A 16,040-nucleotide genomic window follows, 5' to 3' on the forward strand; every position below is an offset into this window, starting at 1 on the left:
ATCTTATGTTATACGTTACCCTACGCCAATATGAATATGTCTGCGCCATCGGACGGCATGGCAGCCTGTCTGCTGCAGCGTTGCATCTAAATGTTTCGCAGCCAGCTCTGTCGAATGCGCTAACCCGGGTCGAAGACCAGTTGGGCTATCCGCTGTTTATCCGAAAGCGCGGAGCGGCCATGGCGCTGACACCGCAGGGACGCAGCTTTATTGAAAACGCCGAGGCCCTGCTGACACGTGCCGCACGTTTGGAAAATTCTGGAACAGACGGGACCGCAACCACGCGCCTGCGTCTGGGCTGTTTCGACGACCTCGCGCCTTTCCTGCTGGCAAAAGCTCTGCATAGCCTGCGACAGAACATGCCCGAAGTTGATATCACGTATCGCGTAGACGAATTTCAGGGCCTGATTTCCGGCCTCGTCAATGGTGAGATCGACCTTGCCTTGACTTATGGTCTGACACTGGATGCGGCCTTTTCCACGACCACCTTGTTCACCAATCGACCAATCGCGGTTATGACAAAAGGCCACCCCTTGGCCAATCGGGCGCAGGTATCATTGCAAGATGTCGTGGCCTACCCCCTGATCCTATCGAACGAGGGACTATCTGCGCAGCATTTCCTGAGTCTCTTCCGTCAACTTGGGCAGAACCCCAATGTTGCACATCGGGCCGCGTCGCCCGAGATCCAACGCAGCCTCGCGGCGCATGGCGAAGGCGTTGCCATCAGCTATGCCAACATTCCTGCCAAGACCAGCTATGACGGGATGCCGTTGGTCAGCATACCTGTGTCAGATGAAATCGCAGCAGAACCCGTTGTTGTGGCACGGCATGGAACAGGCCCTATGGATCCGCATAGCGAAAAGGCACAGCACATCCTGACCGGACTGATGACTTAAGTTTACTTTTTACGCAGACGGATCACAACGTCGACTGACGCGATCTCAACCCCTTCAGGCGCGTCGGGCAGTCGCTGGATGACCAGCTGTTCGGACGGAGCATCGCTGAGCCGGCCCTCATCTTCCCAATAGAAATGCGGATGATCATGCGTGTTGGTGTCGAAATAGCTTTTCGATCCGTCAACGGTAATTTCCTGCAGAACCCCGGCATCGCAAAAGGCGCGCAACGTGTTGTAAACCGTCGCCAGAGAAACAGCATCTCCGTTCTGTTTGGCCGATTCAAACAGGCTTTCGGCGGTGACGTGGCGATGGCGGCCATCACCGACCAGCAGCTCTGCCAATGCTACGCGCTGACGCGTCGGACGCAATCCGGCGTGAACCAACCAACCTGTGGCTATGCTCTGGCAATCTGCTGTCATCAGTCCAATACCAATTTGTTGCTGAGGTATATATAAGTGCTGTAGTCAGGTAATTTCAAATGAATTTCATTCGCAGAGAATAATGTAAACACAACATGATGTAGGCCACTGCTCTTGCAGGACCTTGCATACGGGTGCTAGACGAGACCAAATTAGATGGAAAGACCCCTGGCAGGAGAGGCGCAGAATGGCCCAATTCCCAAGCAGCTTTGACAAGGACGATCTGCTGAAATGCGCCCGCGGCGAACTATTCGGCCCCGGGAACGCACAGTTGCCCGCCCCGCCGATGTTGATGATGGATCGGATCACCGAGATTTCGGCCGATGGTGGCGCCCATGGCAAAGGTCATATTCTTGCTGAATTCGACATTACGCCCGACCTTTGGTTCTTTGATTGCCATTTCCCCGGCAACCCGATCATGCCCGGCTGCTTGGGCCTGGACGGTTTGTGGCAGCTGACCGGATTCAACCTGGGCTGGCGTGGCTGGCAAGGGCGCGGCATGGCCGTTGGAGTGGGCGAAGTCAAGCTGACAGGTATGGTACGCCCGGACCGCAAGATGCTGACCTATAAAATCGACTTCAAGAAAGCGATCCAGACCCGCCGCCTGACTATGGGTGTCGCAGATGGTATCGTCGAAGCCGACGGTGAGATGATTTACGATGTCAAGGACATGAAAGTAGTTTTGTCCGAAGCCTGAGCCTGACCGGCCCCAAATAAGGAGCACGCACATGCGTCGAGTAGTTGTCACCGGCTTGGGAGTTGTCTCTTCCATCGGGAACAATGCCGAAGAGGTTCTGACCTCACTCAAGGCCGGCAAGTCCGGCATCGTGGCCAATGACCAGATGGTCGAACATGGCTTTCGCAGCCAGATCGCCGGGTCGCTCAAAATCGACGTTAGCGAACATGTGGACAAGCGCACCCTGCGCTTTATGGGTCCCGGAGCGGCCTATGCGCATATCGCAATGAGCCAGGCGATTGCCGATTCAGGATTGACCGAAGACCAGGTTGCCAACCCACGTACCGGCCTTGTCGCCGGATCGGGCGGACCGTCGACCAGCGCCATGCTGACGGCGCATCAGACCGTTCTGAAAAACGGGGCAACCAAGCGAATCGGTCCGTTTGCAGTTCCTAAATGCATGTGCTCAACCATTTCGGCCAACCTTGCGACCGCCTTCAAGATCAAGGGCATCAATTACTCGATCACTTCGGCCTGTTCGACCTCGCTGCATTGCATCGGCAATGCCGCAGAGCAGATCATGATGGGCAAACAAGATGTAATGTTCGCGGGCGGCGGGGAAGAGCTGGACTGGACCTTGTCCTGTCTGTTCGATGCAATGGGTGCGATGTCGTCGAAATACAACGATGCGCCCGAAAAAGCTTCTCGTGCATTCGACCAAGACCGCGACGGGTTCGTGATATCCGGCGGAGGCGGTATTGTCGTGCTGGAAGATCTGGAACACGCATTGGCACGCGGCGCCAAAATCTATGCTGAAGTGACGGGTTTTGCAGCAACCTCCGACGGTCACGACATGGTAGCCCCATCTGGCGAAGGTGGCGAACGCGCCATGCGTCTGGCGCTGGACACCCTGCCCGAAGGCCGCAAGGTCGACTACATCAATGCCCATGGCACCTCGACCCCGGTCGGAGATGTCGGCGAAGTCGAAGCTGTACGCCGTATTTTTGGCGAGGGTAGCGTGCCGCCGATTTCCTCGACCAAGTCGATGACAGGCCATGCACAAGGTGCGGCTGGCGCGCTCGAGGCTATTTTCTGCCTTTTGATGCTCGAACATGATTTTATAACGCCGTCGATCAACGTCGACACGCTTGCCGAGGGCATCCAGCCCGGAGAAATTGCAACTCAGCTAGTTGAAAATGCAGGTTTGGACAGCGTCATGACCAACAGCTTCGGCTTTGGTGGGACGAACGGGTCCATGGTTCTTTCAAAGTATAACGGGTGAATGGAATGTCAGATCTAATGAAAGGCAAACGCGGCCTCGTTATGGGCGTGGCGAATGACCGTTCGATCGCATGGGGCATCGCAAAGGCCATGCACGAAGCGGGCGCCGAATTGGCATTCACCTATCAGGGCGAGGCATTCGGAAAGCGGCTGGAACCGCTGGCGCAGAACCTTGGCAGCGATTTCATGGTCGATGCGGACGTCACCGATGACGAGTCGTTGGATCGCGCTTTTGACGAGCTTGCCCAGCGCTGGCCCACCATAGATTTTGTTGTCCACGCCGTCGCCTATTCTGACAAATCCGAGCTCACAGGCCGGTTCCTGGACACCAGCCGGGCGAATTTCAAGAATTCGATGGATATTTCGGCCTATTCGCTGATCGAAGTGGCCCGCCGCGCCTATCCGATGATGAAAGAAAACGGCGGTACGATCCTGACGCTGACCTATCAGGGGTCTAACCGGGTTGTGCCCAACTACAACGTAATGGGTGTGGCCAAAGCTGCGCTGGAATCAGCGACCCGTTATCTGGCCAACGATCTTGGACCTGACGGAATCCGGGTGAACGCAATCTCTCCGGGTCCGATGAAAACACTGGCCGGGGCGGCCATCGGTGGGGCCCGCAAGACTTTCAAGTTCTGCGACCAGAACGCTCCAATGCGCAGCAATGCCACGCTTGAGGCTGTCGGCGGCACCGCGGTTTATCTGGCTTCGGATGCGGGGGCCTGCACCTCGGGCGAAGTTATTCGTGTTGATGGTGGCTTCCACGTTCTGGGAATGCCTCAACCGGACCATATGTGACCATTTCTTTCCCTGTCAGTGCCAAGATTTGACCATCTTTCGCAGGCAGGGATAGTTGCATGAACAAAGCAGAGCAAATCATCGCCAGCAGCAAGCGGGTTTCCCGCCAAAAACCGGGTTTTCTGGGGTTTAAGGGCCGCGTCGTCTTGATGACCCTAACAATGCTGCTGATGCTGTTTGTATTCTTCACTCAGCCGCATGTACGCGAGATCTTTGCATCATGGACCAGCCTGTTTTCAGGCTGATCCAGATCACGAAACTCAATTCACCGAAACCACTTCCATTTCGAAAATCAGGTCCCTTCCGGCCAGAGGATGGTTCGCGTCCAGCGTGACGGTCACCTCATCAGCCTCGACAACAGTTACCGGCAATGCGTGCCCTTCGGGCGTTTGCATCTGTAACTGGGTGCCGGGTTCAAGCGGGATGTCGTCCGGAATACCTTCGCGTGGAATGCTCTGGCGCATTTCGGGATTGATCGGCCCATAAGCATCAACGCAGGCGATCTCGACACGTTTTTTGTCCCCGGCCACCAGACCAGGCATAGCACTGTCCAATCCGGGAATGATCTGCCCAGACCCCACCTCGAATTCCAGCGGATCGCGCCCTTGTGAACTGTCAAAGACATTCCCGTCCTGCAACGTACCGGTATAGTGGATGCGAACTGTGTCGCCCTGTTTTATCGCTGTCATTTTGGCCTCCGGCCGATAGAAAATTGAGCGGTCAAACCTAGGCAATGAAGCAACATTGTAAACCCTTAGCACTTTTGCAAACCTGCACCGAATGAACGGAGGGGAATTGATGCCGATCACAACCTGCATTTTTGATGCATACGGCACGTTGTTCGATGTGGCCGCAGCCGCAAGGCAAGCTGCATCAGAACCCGGCTTTGAGGCGTTACAGCAGAAATGGCCGGATCTGGCCAATCACTGGCGCCTGAAACAGTTGCAATACACCTGGCTGCGTGCGGTGGCCGATGCACATGCAGATTTCTGGGACGTCACGCAAGACGGTCTGGATTGGGCACTAGAGGCAACGGGGCTGGACCAGCACCCGGCCCTACGCCAGCGCCTGCTTGATCTCTACTGGGAATTGCAGGCCTATCCCGAGGTTCCCGAAATGCTGGCCACCCTGAAGGCCGGCGGGATGCAGACTGCGATCTTGTCGAACGGATCACCGCCGATGCTGGATGGTGCGGTTCAATCCGCAGGGATAAGCGGCGTTCTGGATGATATTCTGTCGGTCGAAAGCGTCGGCGTCTTCAAACCGCATGCCAAGGTTTATGATCTGGTCGCCCAGAGGTTCGGCTGCGAGCGCGACGAAGTCTTGTTCGTCAGCTCAAATGGCTGGGACGCGGCGGGGGCCAGTGGCTATGGTTTCGTCACCGCCTGGGTCAACCGTGCGAACGAACCAATGGATCGATTGCCATGGCAGCCAACGCATGTACTGTCCGACCTGACATCCATTCCGGAACTTGCAGGACTCTGATGCCCTTTTTTTCGACCAACGACGGCAAACGCCTCTATTTCGAAGACACCGGGAGCGGCAGGCCGGTCCTGTGTCTGGCAGGCCTTACCCGAAACAGCCGGGATTTCTCATTTCTTGCCCCGCACATGACCGATTGGCGGATGATCGCGATGGATTATCGCGGGCGCGGGCAATCCGAGCATGACTCGGATCACGGGAACTATAGCCTGTTACGCGAATCTCAGGACGTGATCGATCTGCTGGATCATCTTGGCCTGGATCAGGTGACCGTGATTGGGACCTCACGTGGAGGCCTGATCGCGATGACCTTGGCTACCACCAACCCAAAGCGGCTGGCGGCTGTTGTGCTCAATGATGTTGGTCCGGTCTTTAATCCATCGGGCATCGCCAAAATAATGGAATATGTCGGCAAACAACCGGTCTCGAAAACCTATGACGAGGCCGCGCAGGCGCTTCAGCACATGATGGGCCCGCAGTTTCCAGGGATTTCGCTGGAAAGATGGCGGCAGATGGCTGAATTTCAAAATCAGGAGACGACAGAGGGTTTGACCCTGCGCTATGATCCGGCCCTGCGCACAGCGCTGCTGGAACAGGCCGCAGCCGGGGCAATCCCGGATATGTGGATGTTCTTCGAGGCCCTGCACGACATCCCAACGGGTGTCATTCGCGGTGAAAATTCCGATCTTCTGAGCGCGCAGACATTGGCCGAGATGCAGAACCGGCATCCGGGGTTGATCTCGGCTACCGTGCCCGATCGCGGACACGTACCGTTTCTGGACGAACCTCAATCATTGGGCGTTATTCGCAAAGTACTGGACGCGGCATGAGCACACTTGAAATGATCGAAGCCGCAGCCCTGCGTCTGCAAGGGCACGTCAGAGAAACACCAATCCTGACCTCTCCGTTTTTGGATGAAATCGCGGGACGCCGCGTGTTGGTAAAACCGGAATGCCTGCAGCACACCGGCAGTTTCAAGTTTCGCGGGGCGTGGTCGGCCATTTCGGGCCTCAGTGAAGCAGACCGAAAGAAAGGCGTGATCGCCTATTCCTCGGGCAATCATGCTCAGGGCGTGGCTTATGCCGCCGCACAGCATGGTATTTCGGCTGTTATCATCATGCCCTCGGATGCCCCAAAGCTCAAAATCGACAACACGCGCGCTCTGGGGGCCGAGGTGGTTCTGTATGACCGCTCCAGTGAAAGCCGCGAAGAAATCGGGGAGGCCGTGGCGGCCAAGCATGGCCTGACCCTGATCCGCCCCTATGATGAACCGCTGGTGATAGCCGGGCAAGGCACAACCGGGCTGGAAATCGCGCGCCAGGCGGCTGTGCTGGGCGTCGAACAGGCTGATGTGCTGGTCTGTTGCGGCGGCGGGGGGCTGACCTCGGGTATTGCGCTTGCGCTCGAGGGGCACGCACCCGGTCTGCGCGCCCGCCCCTGCGAGCCCGAAGGGTTTGACGACGTCAAACGCTCGTTGGCGCTGGGACGAATACAGAACAACGCGGCCACATCTGGCAATATCTGCGACGCCATTCTGACCCCGCAACCCGGCGACATCACCTTTCCGATCCTGCAACGGCTGTGCGGTCCCGGCCTGTCTGTGACCGAAGAAGAGGCGATGCGCGCCATGGCTTTGGCCTTTCTGCGCCTGAAGATCGTGCTTGAACCGGGCGGTGCGGTTTCCCTGGCCGCAGCGTTGTTTCGCAGGTCCGAAATTCAAGGAGACGCCGTTATCATTGTCGCATCGGGTGGCAATGCGGACCCGGACGTCTTTGCCAAAGCTATGGAGTTCCTGACCTGACAATCGCCGTCGGTTCCGGCAGCGTGCCAGTTCAGCATGCAAAGACAGAGGATTTTTATGCAGATAGCTGACCTTGGGGATGTACAGCTCCATTACCGGATCGACGGCGACCCACAAGGCGCGCCGATCGTGTTCGCGAACTCGCTGGGCACCGATCTGCGCCTGTGGGATGCGATGCTGCCATACCTGCCTGATGGGCTGCGAGTCATTCGATACGACAAACGCGGGCATGGCCTGTCCTCGGCGCCTCAGGCGCCCTATTCGATGGGGGCGCTGATCCGCGATGCCGAAGGCCTTCTGGATCACCTAAAGGTCCGAGATTGCGTTTTTGTCGGTCTGTCCATCGGCGGGATGATCGCGCAAGGTCTGGCCGTCAAACGCCTGGATTTGATTCGCGGGCTGGTTCTGTCAAATACAGCGGCCAAAATAGCCACCCCGGCGATTTGGGCGGACCGTATGGAAGCCGTCCGGATCGGCGGCATCGAAATGTTAGCCGACTCAACTATGGAGCGCTGGTTCTGGCGGGCTTTCCACGCGTCGCCCCAGCACCTGCTATGGCGCAACATGATGGTGCGGCAACCTGTTGAAGGTTATCTGGGATGTTGCGCCGCCATTTCCGGAACCGATTTTTACACGCCGACAAGTGGCCTGCGTTTGCCGACTTTGGGCATTGCGGGCAGCGAGGATGGCTCTACCCCGCCGGATCTAGTAAAAGAAACCATTGATCTTATTCCTGGTGCCCGTTTCGAATTGATACGCAAAGCGGGCCATCTGCCCTGCGTCGAACAACCCATTGAATACGCGGCGCTACTAAAAGACTTTTTGACTGGCATCGGTCATATCTGAAGGAGCATTGCTTTGGCGGATTTTCTGTTGGTCCATGGCTCATGCCATGGTGCCTGGTGTTGGAGAGATTTGATCCCAGCACTTGAAACACGCGGCCATTCGGTCCGCGCAATTGATATGCCCAGCCACGGATCTGACCCGACGTCGATCGACCAGGTGACCCTGGACAGTTGCCGGAACGCCGTTCTGGCTGCGAGCAGATCGGATACGATCATCGTCGGCCATTCTTGGGGGGGATACCCCATTAGTGCCGCCGCCGAATTGAGACCGGATGCGATGCGCGGACTTGTTTTCCTGTCCGCCTACGTCCCCGAGAACGGATTGTCGATGGTCGAGATGCGCCGGAAATCACCGCGGCAAACAATAGTTGATGCCGTCGAAAAATCGACTGACGGGCTGTCCTATACGGTCAAACCCGATAGCGTGAAGGCCTTGTTTTACCACGACTGCCCGGAAGAGGTCCTGCTTTATGCGCTGGCTCGGCTTTGCCCGCAGGCCATTGCACCTCAGGAGGCACGGCTTACCCTGACAGAACATTTTCAGGATATGCCCAAAGCATATATCCGAACACTCGACGACCATACCATCCCGCCTGAATACCAGCACATCATGAGCCTCAGCATGCCCGAGGGAATGCGCCATTCCATCCAAAGCTCTCATTCGCCATTCTTTTCGCACCCTGAAGAACTAGCCGATCTATTGGACGACATCGCGCAGGGCTTTGATACTCTTGACTGATCTGCGAAATCTTGCGGCTTTCCTCTGAACCTGACCCCCGATAGGGTGCCCGAAACTTTCTTTGTCGGTTCCCATGCGCTTACCTTTCCTGTTTGTTCTTGCCACTGTCATGATTGATGCAATGGGGATTGGCCTTGTGCTGCCCATTATGCCCGAGCTCATTATTGATGTTCAGGGTGGTACGCTGGCCAGCGCGGCGATCTGGGGCGGCGTCCTAAGCACCGCTTTTGCAGCGATGCAATTTATCTTTGGACCGATCCTGGGCAACCTGTCTGACGCTTTCGGGCGCAGGGGGGTATTGTTGGTATCTCTGTTTGTTATGTCGTTGGACTATGTGGTCATGGCGCTTGCTGGCAGTATCTGGCTGTTACTTGCCGGTCGGATCGTCGGCGGGATCACAGCCGCAACTCATTCCACCGCCGCGGCGTTCATGGCGGATGTGTCGAAACCCCACGAAAAAGCTGCGAATTTCGGTCTGTTAGGGGCGGCATTCGGGGTTGGCTTTGTCCTGGGTCCGGTCATCGGCGGATTGCTCAGCGAATATGGAACCCGTGCGCCCTTCTGGGCTGCCGCAGCGCTTTCGGCGATAACATTCGGCGTCGGTTTGATAGTGATGCCTGAAACGGTGACCGATAAGAACCGGCGCCCGTTCAGCCTGCGCCGCGCTAACCCCGTGAATTCACTGCGTGCCATCGCGGCGCTGCCGGGGATCCGTCCGATGTTGTGGGTCTATTTCCTCTATTCTGTCTCAATCTATGTCTATCCGGCCATTTGGGCCTATTTCACCGCCGAGCGTTTTGGATGGTCACCCCAGATGATTGGTGTGTCGCTGGGTCTTTACGGAATTGGAATGGCCGCGGTTCAGGGCGGATTGATACGCCCCGCCACACGTTATCTCGGCGAACGCGTAACAATCCTTCTCGGGATGGTGTTCGAGATTGTCAGCTTTTTGCTTCTGGCTTTTCTGACCAATGGAATAATCGCGCTGATGCTGATCCCGATCACGGCTATCGGCGCAGTCGCAACCCCGGCAATCCAGGCTCTGGCCTCGCGCGCAACACCAGATTCGCAACAAGGAGAGCTTCAGGGCGTGCTAACTTCACTGCACGCGCTTTCCATGGTGATTTCCCCTCTGGTCATGAGCAGCGTATTTGCCTGGTTCGCAAAGCCCGGCACCGCCATCTATTTTCCCGGCGCGCCGTTTCTTCTGGCCATGTGCCTTATGATTGTCGGCCTTATCCTCTTTTACAGATCTCGCCCCATTTCTGCATAACAACGACATGACGATGACGGTTTCGGCCTTGCAGGTCATTCCGAACCGCGCCACCGTGATTAAAACCGAATACGAGGACATCATGCAATCCATCAAGGCGGCCATATGTCGGGCATTCGACAAACCCCTGGTCATAGAAGACGTGCTGATCGCCCCGCCCGCCGCCGGCGAAGTCGAGGTCACCCTAGATGCGGTTGCGATCTGCCATTCCGACATTTCTTTCGCCAGCGGCGCCTGGGGTGGATTCCTGCCCGCTGTATATGGCCATGAGGCCGCGGGTGTGATCACCGCAACGGGCGGCATGACCGAAGGGTTCGAGGTTGGCGATTCCGTCGTGGTGACGCTGATCCGTGCATGCGGTTCCTGCCCCTCCTGCGCGGGTGGCAAGCCAACCTTATGTGAAACACCCCACGACACTGTAAAAGGTCCGTTGCGCACCGCTGACGGGGGCCCGCTGGAGCAAGCAATGGCGTGCGGGGCTTTTGCCGAAAAAGTCGTGGTCAGCCACCGGCAGATCGTGAAAATCCCCGAGGACATGCCGAAGGATGTGGCCAGTCTGCTGTCTTGCGGGGTGATCACCGGTGTGGGCGCTGCCGTGAATGCAGCCGGTCTGCGCCCGGGTCAGGATGTCGTCGTGATCGGGGCCGGAGGCGTTGGCCTGAACGCCATACAAGGCGCACGGATTGCGGGTGCCCGGCGTATCGTTGCTGTCGACATGACCGAGGACAAACTGGCCATTGCAAAGGAATTTGGTGCAACCCACGGCGTTCTGGCCACTTTGGACGCACCATGGAAGGCAGCTTACCGCGCACTTGGCGGTCGAGGGGCCGATGCCGTGCTGATCACAGTCGGTGCAATCCCGGCCTATGACCAGGCCGTTCGCTATCTTGGCCGAGGCGGTAAGGCCATCATGATCGGGATGCCCCATTCCGGCGACATGGCAAGCTATGAACCTGTTGTCCTGGCCGCACTTGGTCAGGGGCTGATCGGGTCAAAGATGGGGGATGTGGTGATCCAACGTGATATTCCCTGGATGATCGACCTCTATGAACAGGGGCGGCTGAGGCTGGATGAACTGATCTCGGGCCGCTGGCCCTTGTCGCAAATCAACGAGGCGATTGCGGATACCAAAACCGGATCGGCCAAACGAAACGTCATCATGTTTGACAGGGCCTAAGCAGCCCCGGCTGGAGTATATCCTATGAAACTGCAGGATCTCGATATCATTGTCACGGCCCCCCCTGCTCCGGGTTGGGGTGGCCGGTACTGGATACTGGTAAAGGTTACTACCGACACAGGCGTCACCGGTTGGGGCGAATGCTATGCCTCATCCATTGGACCTGAAGCTATGTGTCACGTAATCCGGGATGTCTTTGAACGGCATATGCTCGGCGAGAACCCCGAGAATATCGAGCTTATGTTCCGCCGCGTCTATTCCAGCGGCTTTACCCAGCGCCCCGACCTGACCGTAATGGGTGCGTTTTCAGGGTTGGAAATCGCGTGTTGGGACATTCTGGGTAAAGATCGCGACCGTCCGGTTTATGCGCTTTTGGGTGGGCTGGTTAATCAACGCATCCGGGCCTACACCTACCTTTACCCCCTGCCCCAGCATGACCTGGCCGACTTTTGGACTTCGCCCGACCAGGCCGCGGAATGTGCAGCTGAAATGGTGAGCCGCGGCTTCACGGCAGTAAAATTTGATCCCGCTGGTCCCTACACGATCCGTGGCGGGCATATGCCTGCTATGTCCGACATCTCGATGTCAGTTGCCTTTTGCAAAGCGATCCGTGAAGCGGTCGGCGACAGGGCCGACCTGTTGTTTGGCACCCACGGTCAGTTCAACACCGCAGGCGCAATCCGGCTGGGTCAGGCGCTGGAACCCTATTCACCGCTTTGGTTCGAAGAACCTACCCCACCTGACATGATCGAAGACATGGCCCGCGTCGCTCGCAACGTGCGAATACCCGTGGCAACCGGGGAACGCATGACCACCAAAGCCGAATTCGGTGCAGTTTTGCGCGCAGGTGCTGCAGAAATCCTGCAACCCGCCCTTGGGCGTGCAGGTGGGATATGGGAGATGAAGAAAGTCGCAGCCATGGCCGAGATATTCAACGCCCAGATGGCTCCGCATCTCTATGCTGGTCCAGTTGAATGGGCCGCCAACATCCATCTGGCAGCCTCAATCCCAAATCTGCTGTTGCTGGAAACCATTGATACGCCGTATCACGACGCCTTGATCAAAGGTTCACTGCGCGTTGAAAATGGCTTTGTCGTGGCACCGAATGCGCCAGGGTTGGGGATCGAATTGGACGAAGATCTGGCCCGCTCACACCCCTATACCGGCGATGGGTTGCACCTTCAGATGCAGGAAGAACCTTGCGACTATGCCAACGGCAACGCCTTTCAAGGCGGTGCCCCTGCTGCAAAGGGGTGACAAGTACTGAAATTCTGAGTCATATTGCGCCAAAGCCAAGTTTGGAACCTATACGCGCGTGACAGTTCAAGACCACGAAACACTGAATACGGACGAAACTCCGCCCGGCATGCAGGAAAGTGCAGCACGTGCCGCCGCGTACCTGAAGACGCTGGCGCATGAAGGTCGCCTGATGATTTTGTGCCATCTGGGTGATGGCGAGAAATCGGTTGGTGAGCTGGAAAAACTGCTGCAAATCCGGCAGGCCGCAGTCAGCCAGATGTTGGCACGCCTACGAGAAGAACAGCTGGTGTCGACACGGCGCGATGGCAAAACCATCTACTATTCCCTGCAGGACGGAAATACAGAGAAAGTCATCCAGTTGCTATACGACCTGTTCTGCAAACCTGAAGCCAACCCCTAGTTCGAAACATAGCCGGCGATCACCTGCATCAGCTTGAAAGCGGTTGCGGCATCGTTTTCGACCACGGCCAGGAATTCTTCCTCACCGATACGCAGACAAGACAGGTCGGTTTCCGCAATCATGCTCAGGGCGCGGGGTTCCTTTCGGATCAACCCCAACTCTCCGACCAATGCGCCGGAGCCAACCGTTGCGATCAGTTGATCGGGACCTTCTGATTGCGGCAAATACAGGCCTGCCTCGCCTTCCAAAACGACATAGGCCCCATCGGTGGGCTGGTCGTCTTTCAGGAACACCACCTCTCCCGGTTGGGCCTGGAACCAGCGCGCACCAAATGCCAGAAGGCGCAGCTGTCTGCGGTCAAGACCGGAAAACAGCGGCGTCTGTTCCAGCGCACGAAGCTTGCGCGCCAAATCGGCTGATGCTGCGCTATCTTCTTCCACGTCGGCGGGTCCTTCGTCTGAAACCACACGACCTTGCCTTATTTCTATGAACATGTCGAATACGTCAGGGTTTTCGTACTGATCGTTCAGATAAATCACCGTCGCATTTGGCAATAGGGCGCGCAGGTTCTTATAGACCGCAATCTGAGTTTCCATGTCATAGCTTGCCAAGGCATTATCAAGGATCAGAATGTCGGGTTTCTTGATCGTAGCCCGCGTAAAGGCCAAAGGTTCGGCGAAAACCGCAGGCAGGTTCTGCCCGCCCAGCGAGACCGGTACATCGTAAATCAGCTCGACCACCAAAGGTCGGGCTCCGTTTTCAGAAAGGACATCAACGATCAGCTTACGGACCTCATCTGATCGCGCGCCGCCGATCTGGCTGACCTTACCGAACAAAGCGTTCTCCATCACGGTCAGACCGGGGGCAAACTCGGTTTCCTTCAGCGGTACGAAGACATCATTCAGATGTTGCAGCAGTTTTTCGGAGTGGCTTTGCCGCAATTCAAGTATGCGGTTTTTCAATTCATCCGTAAACGCGGGGCCAATCTGTTCAGCCGAGATGACAAACGGAACCGCCAGCAGGTTGGCCAGTTGCCCATCATCCAGACCGCTGACACCTTCGTTTCGGGTGCGCTCTACCAGTTCGACTGCAGCTTCGTAGACTTCGGCCTGCAGGCCAAGCTTGCGGAACAACGGGTGGTCCGTGCCGTCCAACCCAAAGATCTGGCGCAACATATCAATGACATCGCGCGTCAGGCTGACCAGGGTTTCGTCCAAGCCCAGCTCGCGCAGCTGGCCCAGAAACACGCCCTGACGGGTCAGTATTTCCTGAGTGACCGGAACGCAGGGTGTCGCGAAAAGCAGGTTTTCCGCGACCGGCAAGGCCGCATTATATGCATTGCGGTCAAAGATCAGAGCCTGCTGTTGCAGCCCAGCCTTGACCACCGCCTCCTGAACTTTGGGCCGTAGTTCAACCAGTTTTCTGACCAACTCGGGGTGCTCGTTGGCTTCGAATGTCTGTTCAGCACCGCGCTGAAACAGGGCAGCGCCCGAACCTAGACCGTCGATCAGTTGTAACCACCAGTCGCGCAGGTCTTCCACGGTGTTCAAACCAGCCAGCGACGGGTCCAGCCAATCAACTCTAAACGGGTCGGTACTGTTGCCCGCTCGTCTTGTTTCAGCAAAGCCGGGGTCGTCTGATTCTGTCGACAGAGGACGAAGACGCATCGGCATCATCACATTGTCGCCCAAAGTTCCCTGAAACATAACCGGTCGCGATGAGGCAAAACCGATCCGCGCAGCAATGACTCCCTGATGCAGCTTTGACAAATCTTCCTGCCCGACCGTTACCCTGCCGGAACTGGGCAGGATCTCTCGGGTCAGCAATTCCGAAACCGCGCGCCGGTCTTCTTCGCTGGGCGCAGCGATTCCGATGGTTTTACCGCCTGGGAATGTCAGATCGAGGTCGTCCAGAACCAGATTCCCGTCCATGTCACGAACAGACGCATGTTTCAGAACAATATCCCCGTCCAGCCTGGGATGTTTGTCGGGCTCGCCCTCGAACAGGCTTTCGTCCTGCATTCCAGAGGGCGCAAAGCGTTCGATCACAACATCCCAGCGCAAGGACATATCTTGTGTCTGATTGTAATAGGTCAGCAACTCTTTCCAAGGCGAACTGAGATCCTTGTAAGCCGCCAAAGCCGCAACCAACGCACCCAACGAAACCGAGCCCTGCAAGACCAGAATGCCGCCAACCAGATAGAAAAGGAATGGGGTAAGCTGCGAAATGAAGTTGTTGATGAACTTCATAAAGAACTTTTTCTGGTAGATATCGAAGCGGATTTCAAACAACCGGCCCAGCTGATCCGAGATCATTGCCCGGCGATACCGCCAGCCACCATTTGCCCGCAGCGTTGACGCACCTGCTGCGTTTTCACCGATCTGTGCAGCCAGCACGCGCACTTCCTGGATGCGGCTTTTGTTCAACAGATTGATCTGGCGCTGCAGCTTTGGGATCAACCATGCCTGTAACGGGATCAGGGAAACGGCAGCAAGCCCGAACCAAAAGCTCTGTAGGAACAGGAAGGACAAGATCGTGATCATCTGTCCCGCCTGCAATACCGGCTGGCTGATCGCATCGCCCATCAGCCCACCCATCGGCTCGCTTTCAGCGGTGATCATCGACACCATTTCGCCTTGGCTGACCCGTTCGAAATAGGGTTGCGGAAATCTCAAGGCGCGGCTGATCATCTGATAACGGAATCGGCGCAGCATCCGTTCGCTCAGGACGCCTTTCATGGTGTTGATGCGCATTTTCATCAAACCATGCGCCAGAACGGCGAGCAGAAACCCAATGCATAATATGATCAGAAAATTCGTTTGCGACAGGCTGTAGCCCAGCACATCAACAACAGGGGTCGCAGCCCCGATCGCGTCATTGATGATGCGCTTGGGCAGTTCCAGCGTCAGGTAAAGCAGCGGAAACAAAGACGTGGTTACGGCCAGCAAAATCAGCTGGTCGCGCTTTGAATATTTCCAGATAAAACGGAAAAT

Annotated in this window: 17 protein-coding genes; 14 read left to right on the forward strand and 3 right to left on the reverse strand. The window is 56.8% G+C overall.

Translation table 11 applies throughout. From position 1 onward, the window contains the following. The first annotated feature begins 5 nt into the window (after positions 1–5). Positions 6–896: a LysR family transcriptional regulator gene (locus tag AC2FIC_RS19585; RefSeq protein ID WP_271951570.1), complete on the forward strand. Its 891-nt coding sequence runs from the start codon at positions 6–8 to the stop codon at positions 894–896. A 2-nt stretch (positions 897–898) separates the two neighbouring features. On the opposite strand, the gene irrA is transcribed toward AC2FIC_RS19585, so the two are convergent. Further along, positions 899–1,315 carry an iron response transcriptional regulator IrrA gene (irrA, locus tag AC2FIC_RS19590; RefSeq protein WP_142639421.1) on the reverse strand — a complete coding sequence of 139 codons (417 nt, stop codon included), beginning with the start codon at positions 1,313–1,315 and terminating at the stop codon, positions 899–901. A 187-nt stretch (positions 1,316–1,502) separates the two neighbouring features. On the opposite strand from irrA, the gene fabA reads away from it, so the two are divergent. Genes fabA through AC2FIC_RS19610 form a run of 4 tightly spaced genes read left to right on the forward strand, consistent with a single transcriptional unit; the run spans position 1,503 to position 4,315 of the window. Beyond that, positions 1,503–2,012 carry a bifunctional 3-hydroxydecanoyl-ACP dehydratase/trans-2-decenoyl-ACP isomerase gene (gene fabA / locus AC2FIC_RS19595; protein WP_142639419.1) on the forward strand — a complete coding sequence of 170 codons (510 nt, stop codon included), beginning with the start codon at positions 1,503–1,505 and terminating at the stop codon, positions 2,010–2,012. A gap of 31 nt (positions 2,013–2,043) precedes the next feature. Then, on the forward strand, positions 2,044–3,273 hold the full coding sequence (gene fabB, locus AC2FIC_RS19600; protein WP_142639417.1) for a beta-ketoacyl-ACP synthase I: 1,230 nt from the start codon (positions 2,044–2,046) through the stop codon (positions 3,271–3,273). A gap of 5 nt (positions 3,274–3,278) precedes the next feature. After that, positions 3,279–4,070, forward strand: a complete 792-nt coding sequence (locus AC2FIC_RS19605; RefSeq protein ID WP_496692942.1) for an enoyl-ACP reductase FabI — start codon at positions 3,279–3,281, stop codon at positions 4,068–4,070. Between the two features lie 59 nt (positions 4,071–4,129). Further along, positions 4,130–4,315, forward strand: coding sequence for a hypothetical protein (locus AC2FIC_RS19610; RefSeq protein WP_496692941.1), 186 nt, complete (start codon positions 4,130–4,132; stop codon positions 4,313–4,315). A gap of 15 nt (positions 4,316–4,330) precedes the next feature. Here the strand turns inward: AC2FIC_RS19610 and AC2FIC_RS19615 are convergent, their stop codons facing one another. Further along, positions 4,331–4,759: an FKBP-type peptidyl-prolyl cis-trans isomerase gene (locus AC2FIC_RS19615; RefSeq protein WP_496692940.1), complete on the reverse strand. Its 429-nt coding sequence runs from the start codon at positions 4,757–4,759 to the stop codon at positions 4,331–4,333. A gap of 109 nt (positions 4,760–4,868) precedes the next feature. Between AC2FIC_RS19615 and AC2FIC_RS19620 the strand changes: the two genes are divergently transcribed. The 9 genes from AC2FIC_RS19620 (at position 4,869) to AC2FIC_RS19660 (ending at position 13,047) form a co-directional block, all read left to right on the forward strand. Next, positions 4,869–5,555, forward strand: coding sequence for a haloacid dehalogenase type II (locus AC2FIC_RS19620; RefSeq protein ID WP_496692939.1), 687 nt, complete (start codon positions 4,869–4,871; stop codon positions 5,553–5,555). Beyond that, complete coding sequence (locus AC2FIC_RS19625; protein ID WP_496692938.1) at positions 5,555–6,382, forward strand: alpha/beta fold hydrolase; 828 nt, start codon at positions 5,555–5,557, stop codon at positions 6,380–6,382. Before AC2FIC_RS19620 ends, AC2FIC_RS19625 begins: the two co-directional genes overlap by 1 nt. Continuing rightward, the gene (locus tag AC2FIC_RS19630) at positions 6,379–7,353 is read left to right on the forward strand and encodes a threonine ammonia-lyase (protein WP_496692937.1); all 975 of its coding nucleotides are present in this window, start codon (positions 6,379–6,381) and stop codon (positions 7,351–7,353) included. Before AC2FIC_RS19625 ends, AC2FIC_RS19630 begins: the two co-directional genes overlap by 4 nt. 57 nt (positions 7,354–7,410) lie before the next feature. Beyond that, positions 7,411–8,199, forward strand: coding sequence for a 3-oxoadipate enol-lactonase (gene pcaD / locus AC2FIC_RS19635; RefSeq protein ID WP_496750993.1), 789 nt, complete (start codon positions 7,411–7,413; stop codon positions 8,197–8,199). Positions 8,200–8,211: 12 nt separating this feature from the next. Next, positions 8,212–8,937 (forward strand): alpha/beta fold hydrolase, encoded by a 726-nt coding sequence (locus AC2FIC_RS19640; protein ID WP_496694537.1) that lies wholly within the window; start codon positions 8,212–8,214, stop codon positions 8,935–8,937. A gap of 73 nt (positions 8,938–9,010) precedes the next feature. Further along, positions 9,011–10,210: a TCR/Tet family MFS transporter gene (locus tag AC2FIC_RS19645; protein WP_496692934.1), complete on the forward strand. Its 1,200-nt coding sequence runs from the start codon at positions 9,011–9,013 to the stop codon at positions 10,208–10,210. A gap of 82 nt (positions 10,211–10,292) precedes the next feature. Continuing rightward, complete coding sequence (locus AC2FIC_RS19650; RefSeq protein ID WP_496692966.1) at positions 10,293–11,387, forward strand: Zn-dependent alcohol dehydrogenase; 1,095 nt, start codon at positions 10,293–10,295, stop codon at positions 11,385–11,387. Positions 11,388–11,411: 24 nt separating this feature from the next. Beyond that, entirely contained in the window at positions 11,412–12,644 is a 1,233-nt protein-coding gene (locus AC2FIC_RS19655) for a mandelate racemase/muconate lactonizing enzyme family protein (RefSeq protein WP_496692933.1), read from the forward strand. Between the two features lie 109 nt (positions 12,645–12,753). Further along, positions 12,754–13,047: an ArsR/SmtB family transcription factor gene (locus AC2FIC_RS19660; RefSeq protein ID WP_496692965.1), complete on the forward strand. Its 294-nt coding sequence runs from the start codon at positions 12,754–12,756 to the stop codon at positions 13,045–13,047. On the opposite strand, the gene AC2FIC_RS19665 is transcribed toward AC2FIC_RS19660, so the two are convergent. Beyond that, the gene (locus AC2FIC_RS19665) at positions 13,044–16,040 is read right to left on the reverse strand and encodes an ABC transporter transmembrane domain-containing protein (protein ID WP_496692964.1); all 2,997 of its coding nucleotides are present in this window, start codon (positions 16,038–16,040) and stop codon (positions 13,044–13,046) included. The two genes, AC2FIC_RS19660 and AC2FIC_RS19665, sit on opposite strands and share 4 nt — an antisense overlap.

It is taken from the genome of Ruegeria sp. CDSC079, from assembly GCF_059610505.1.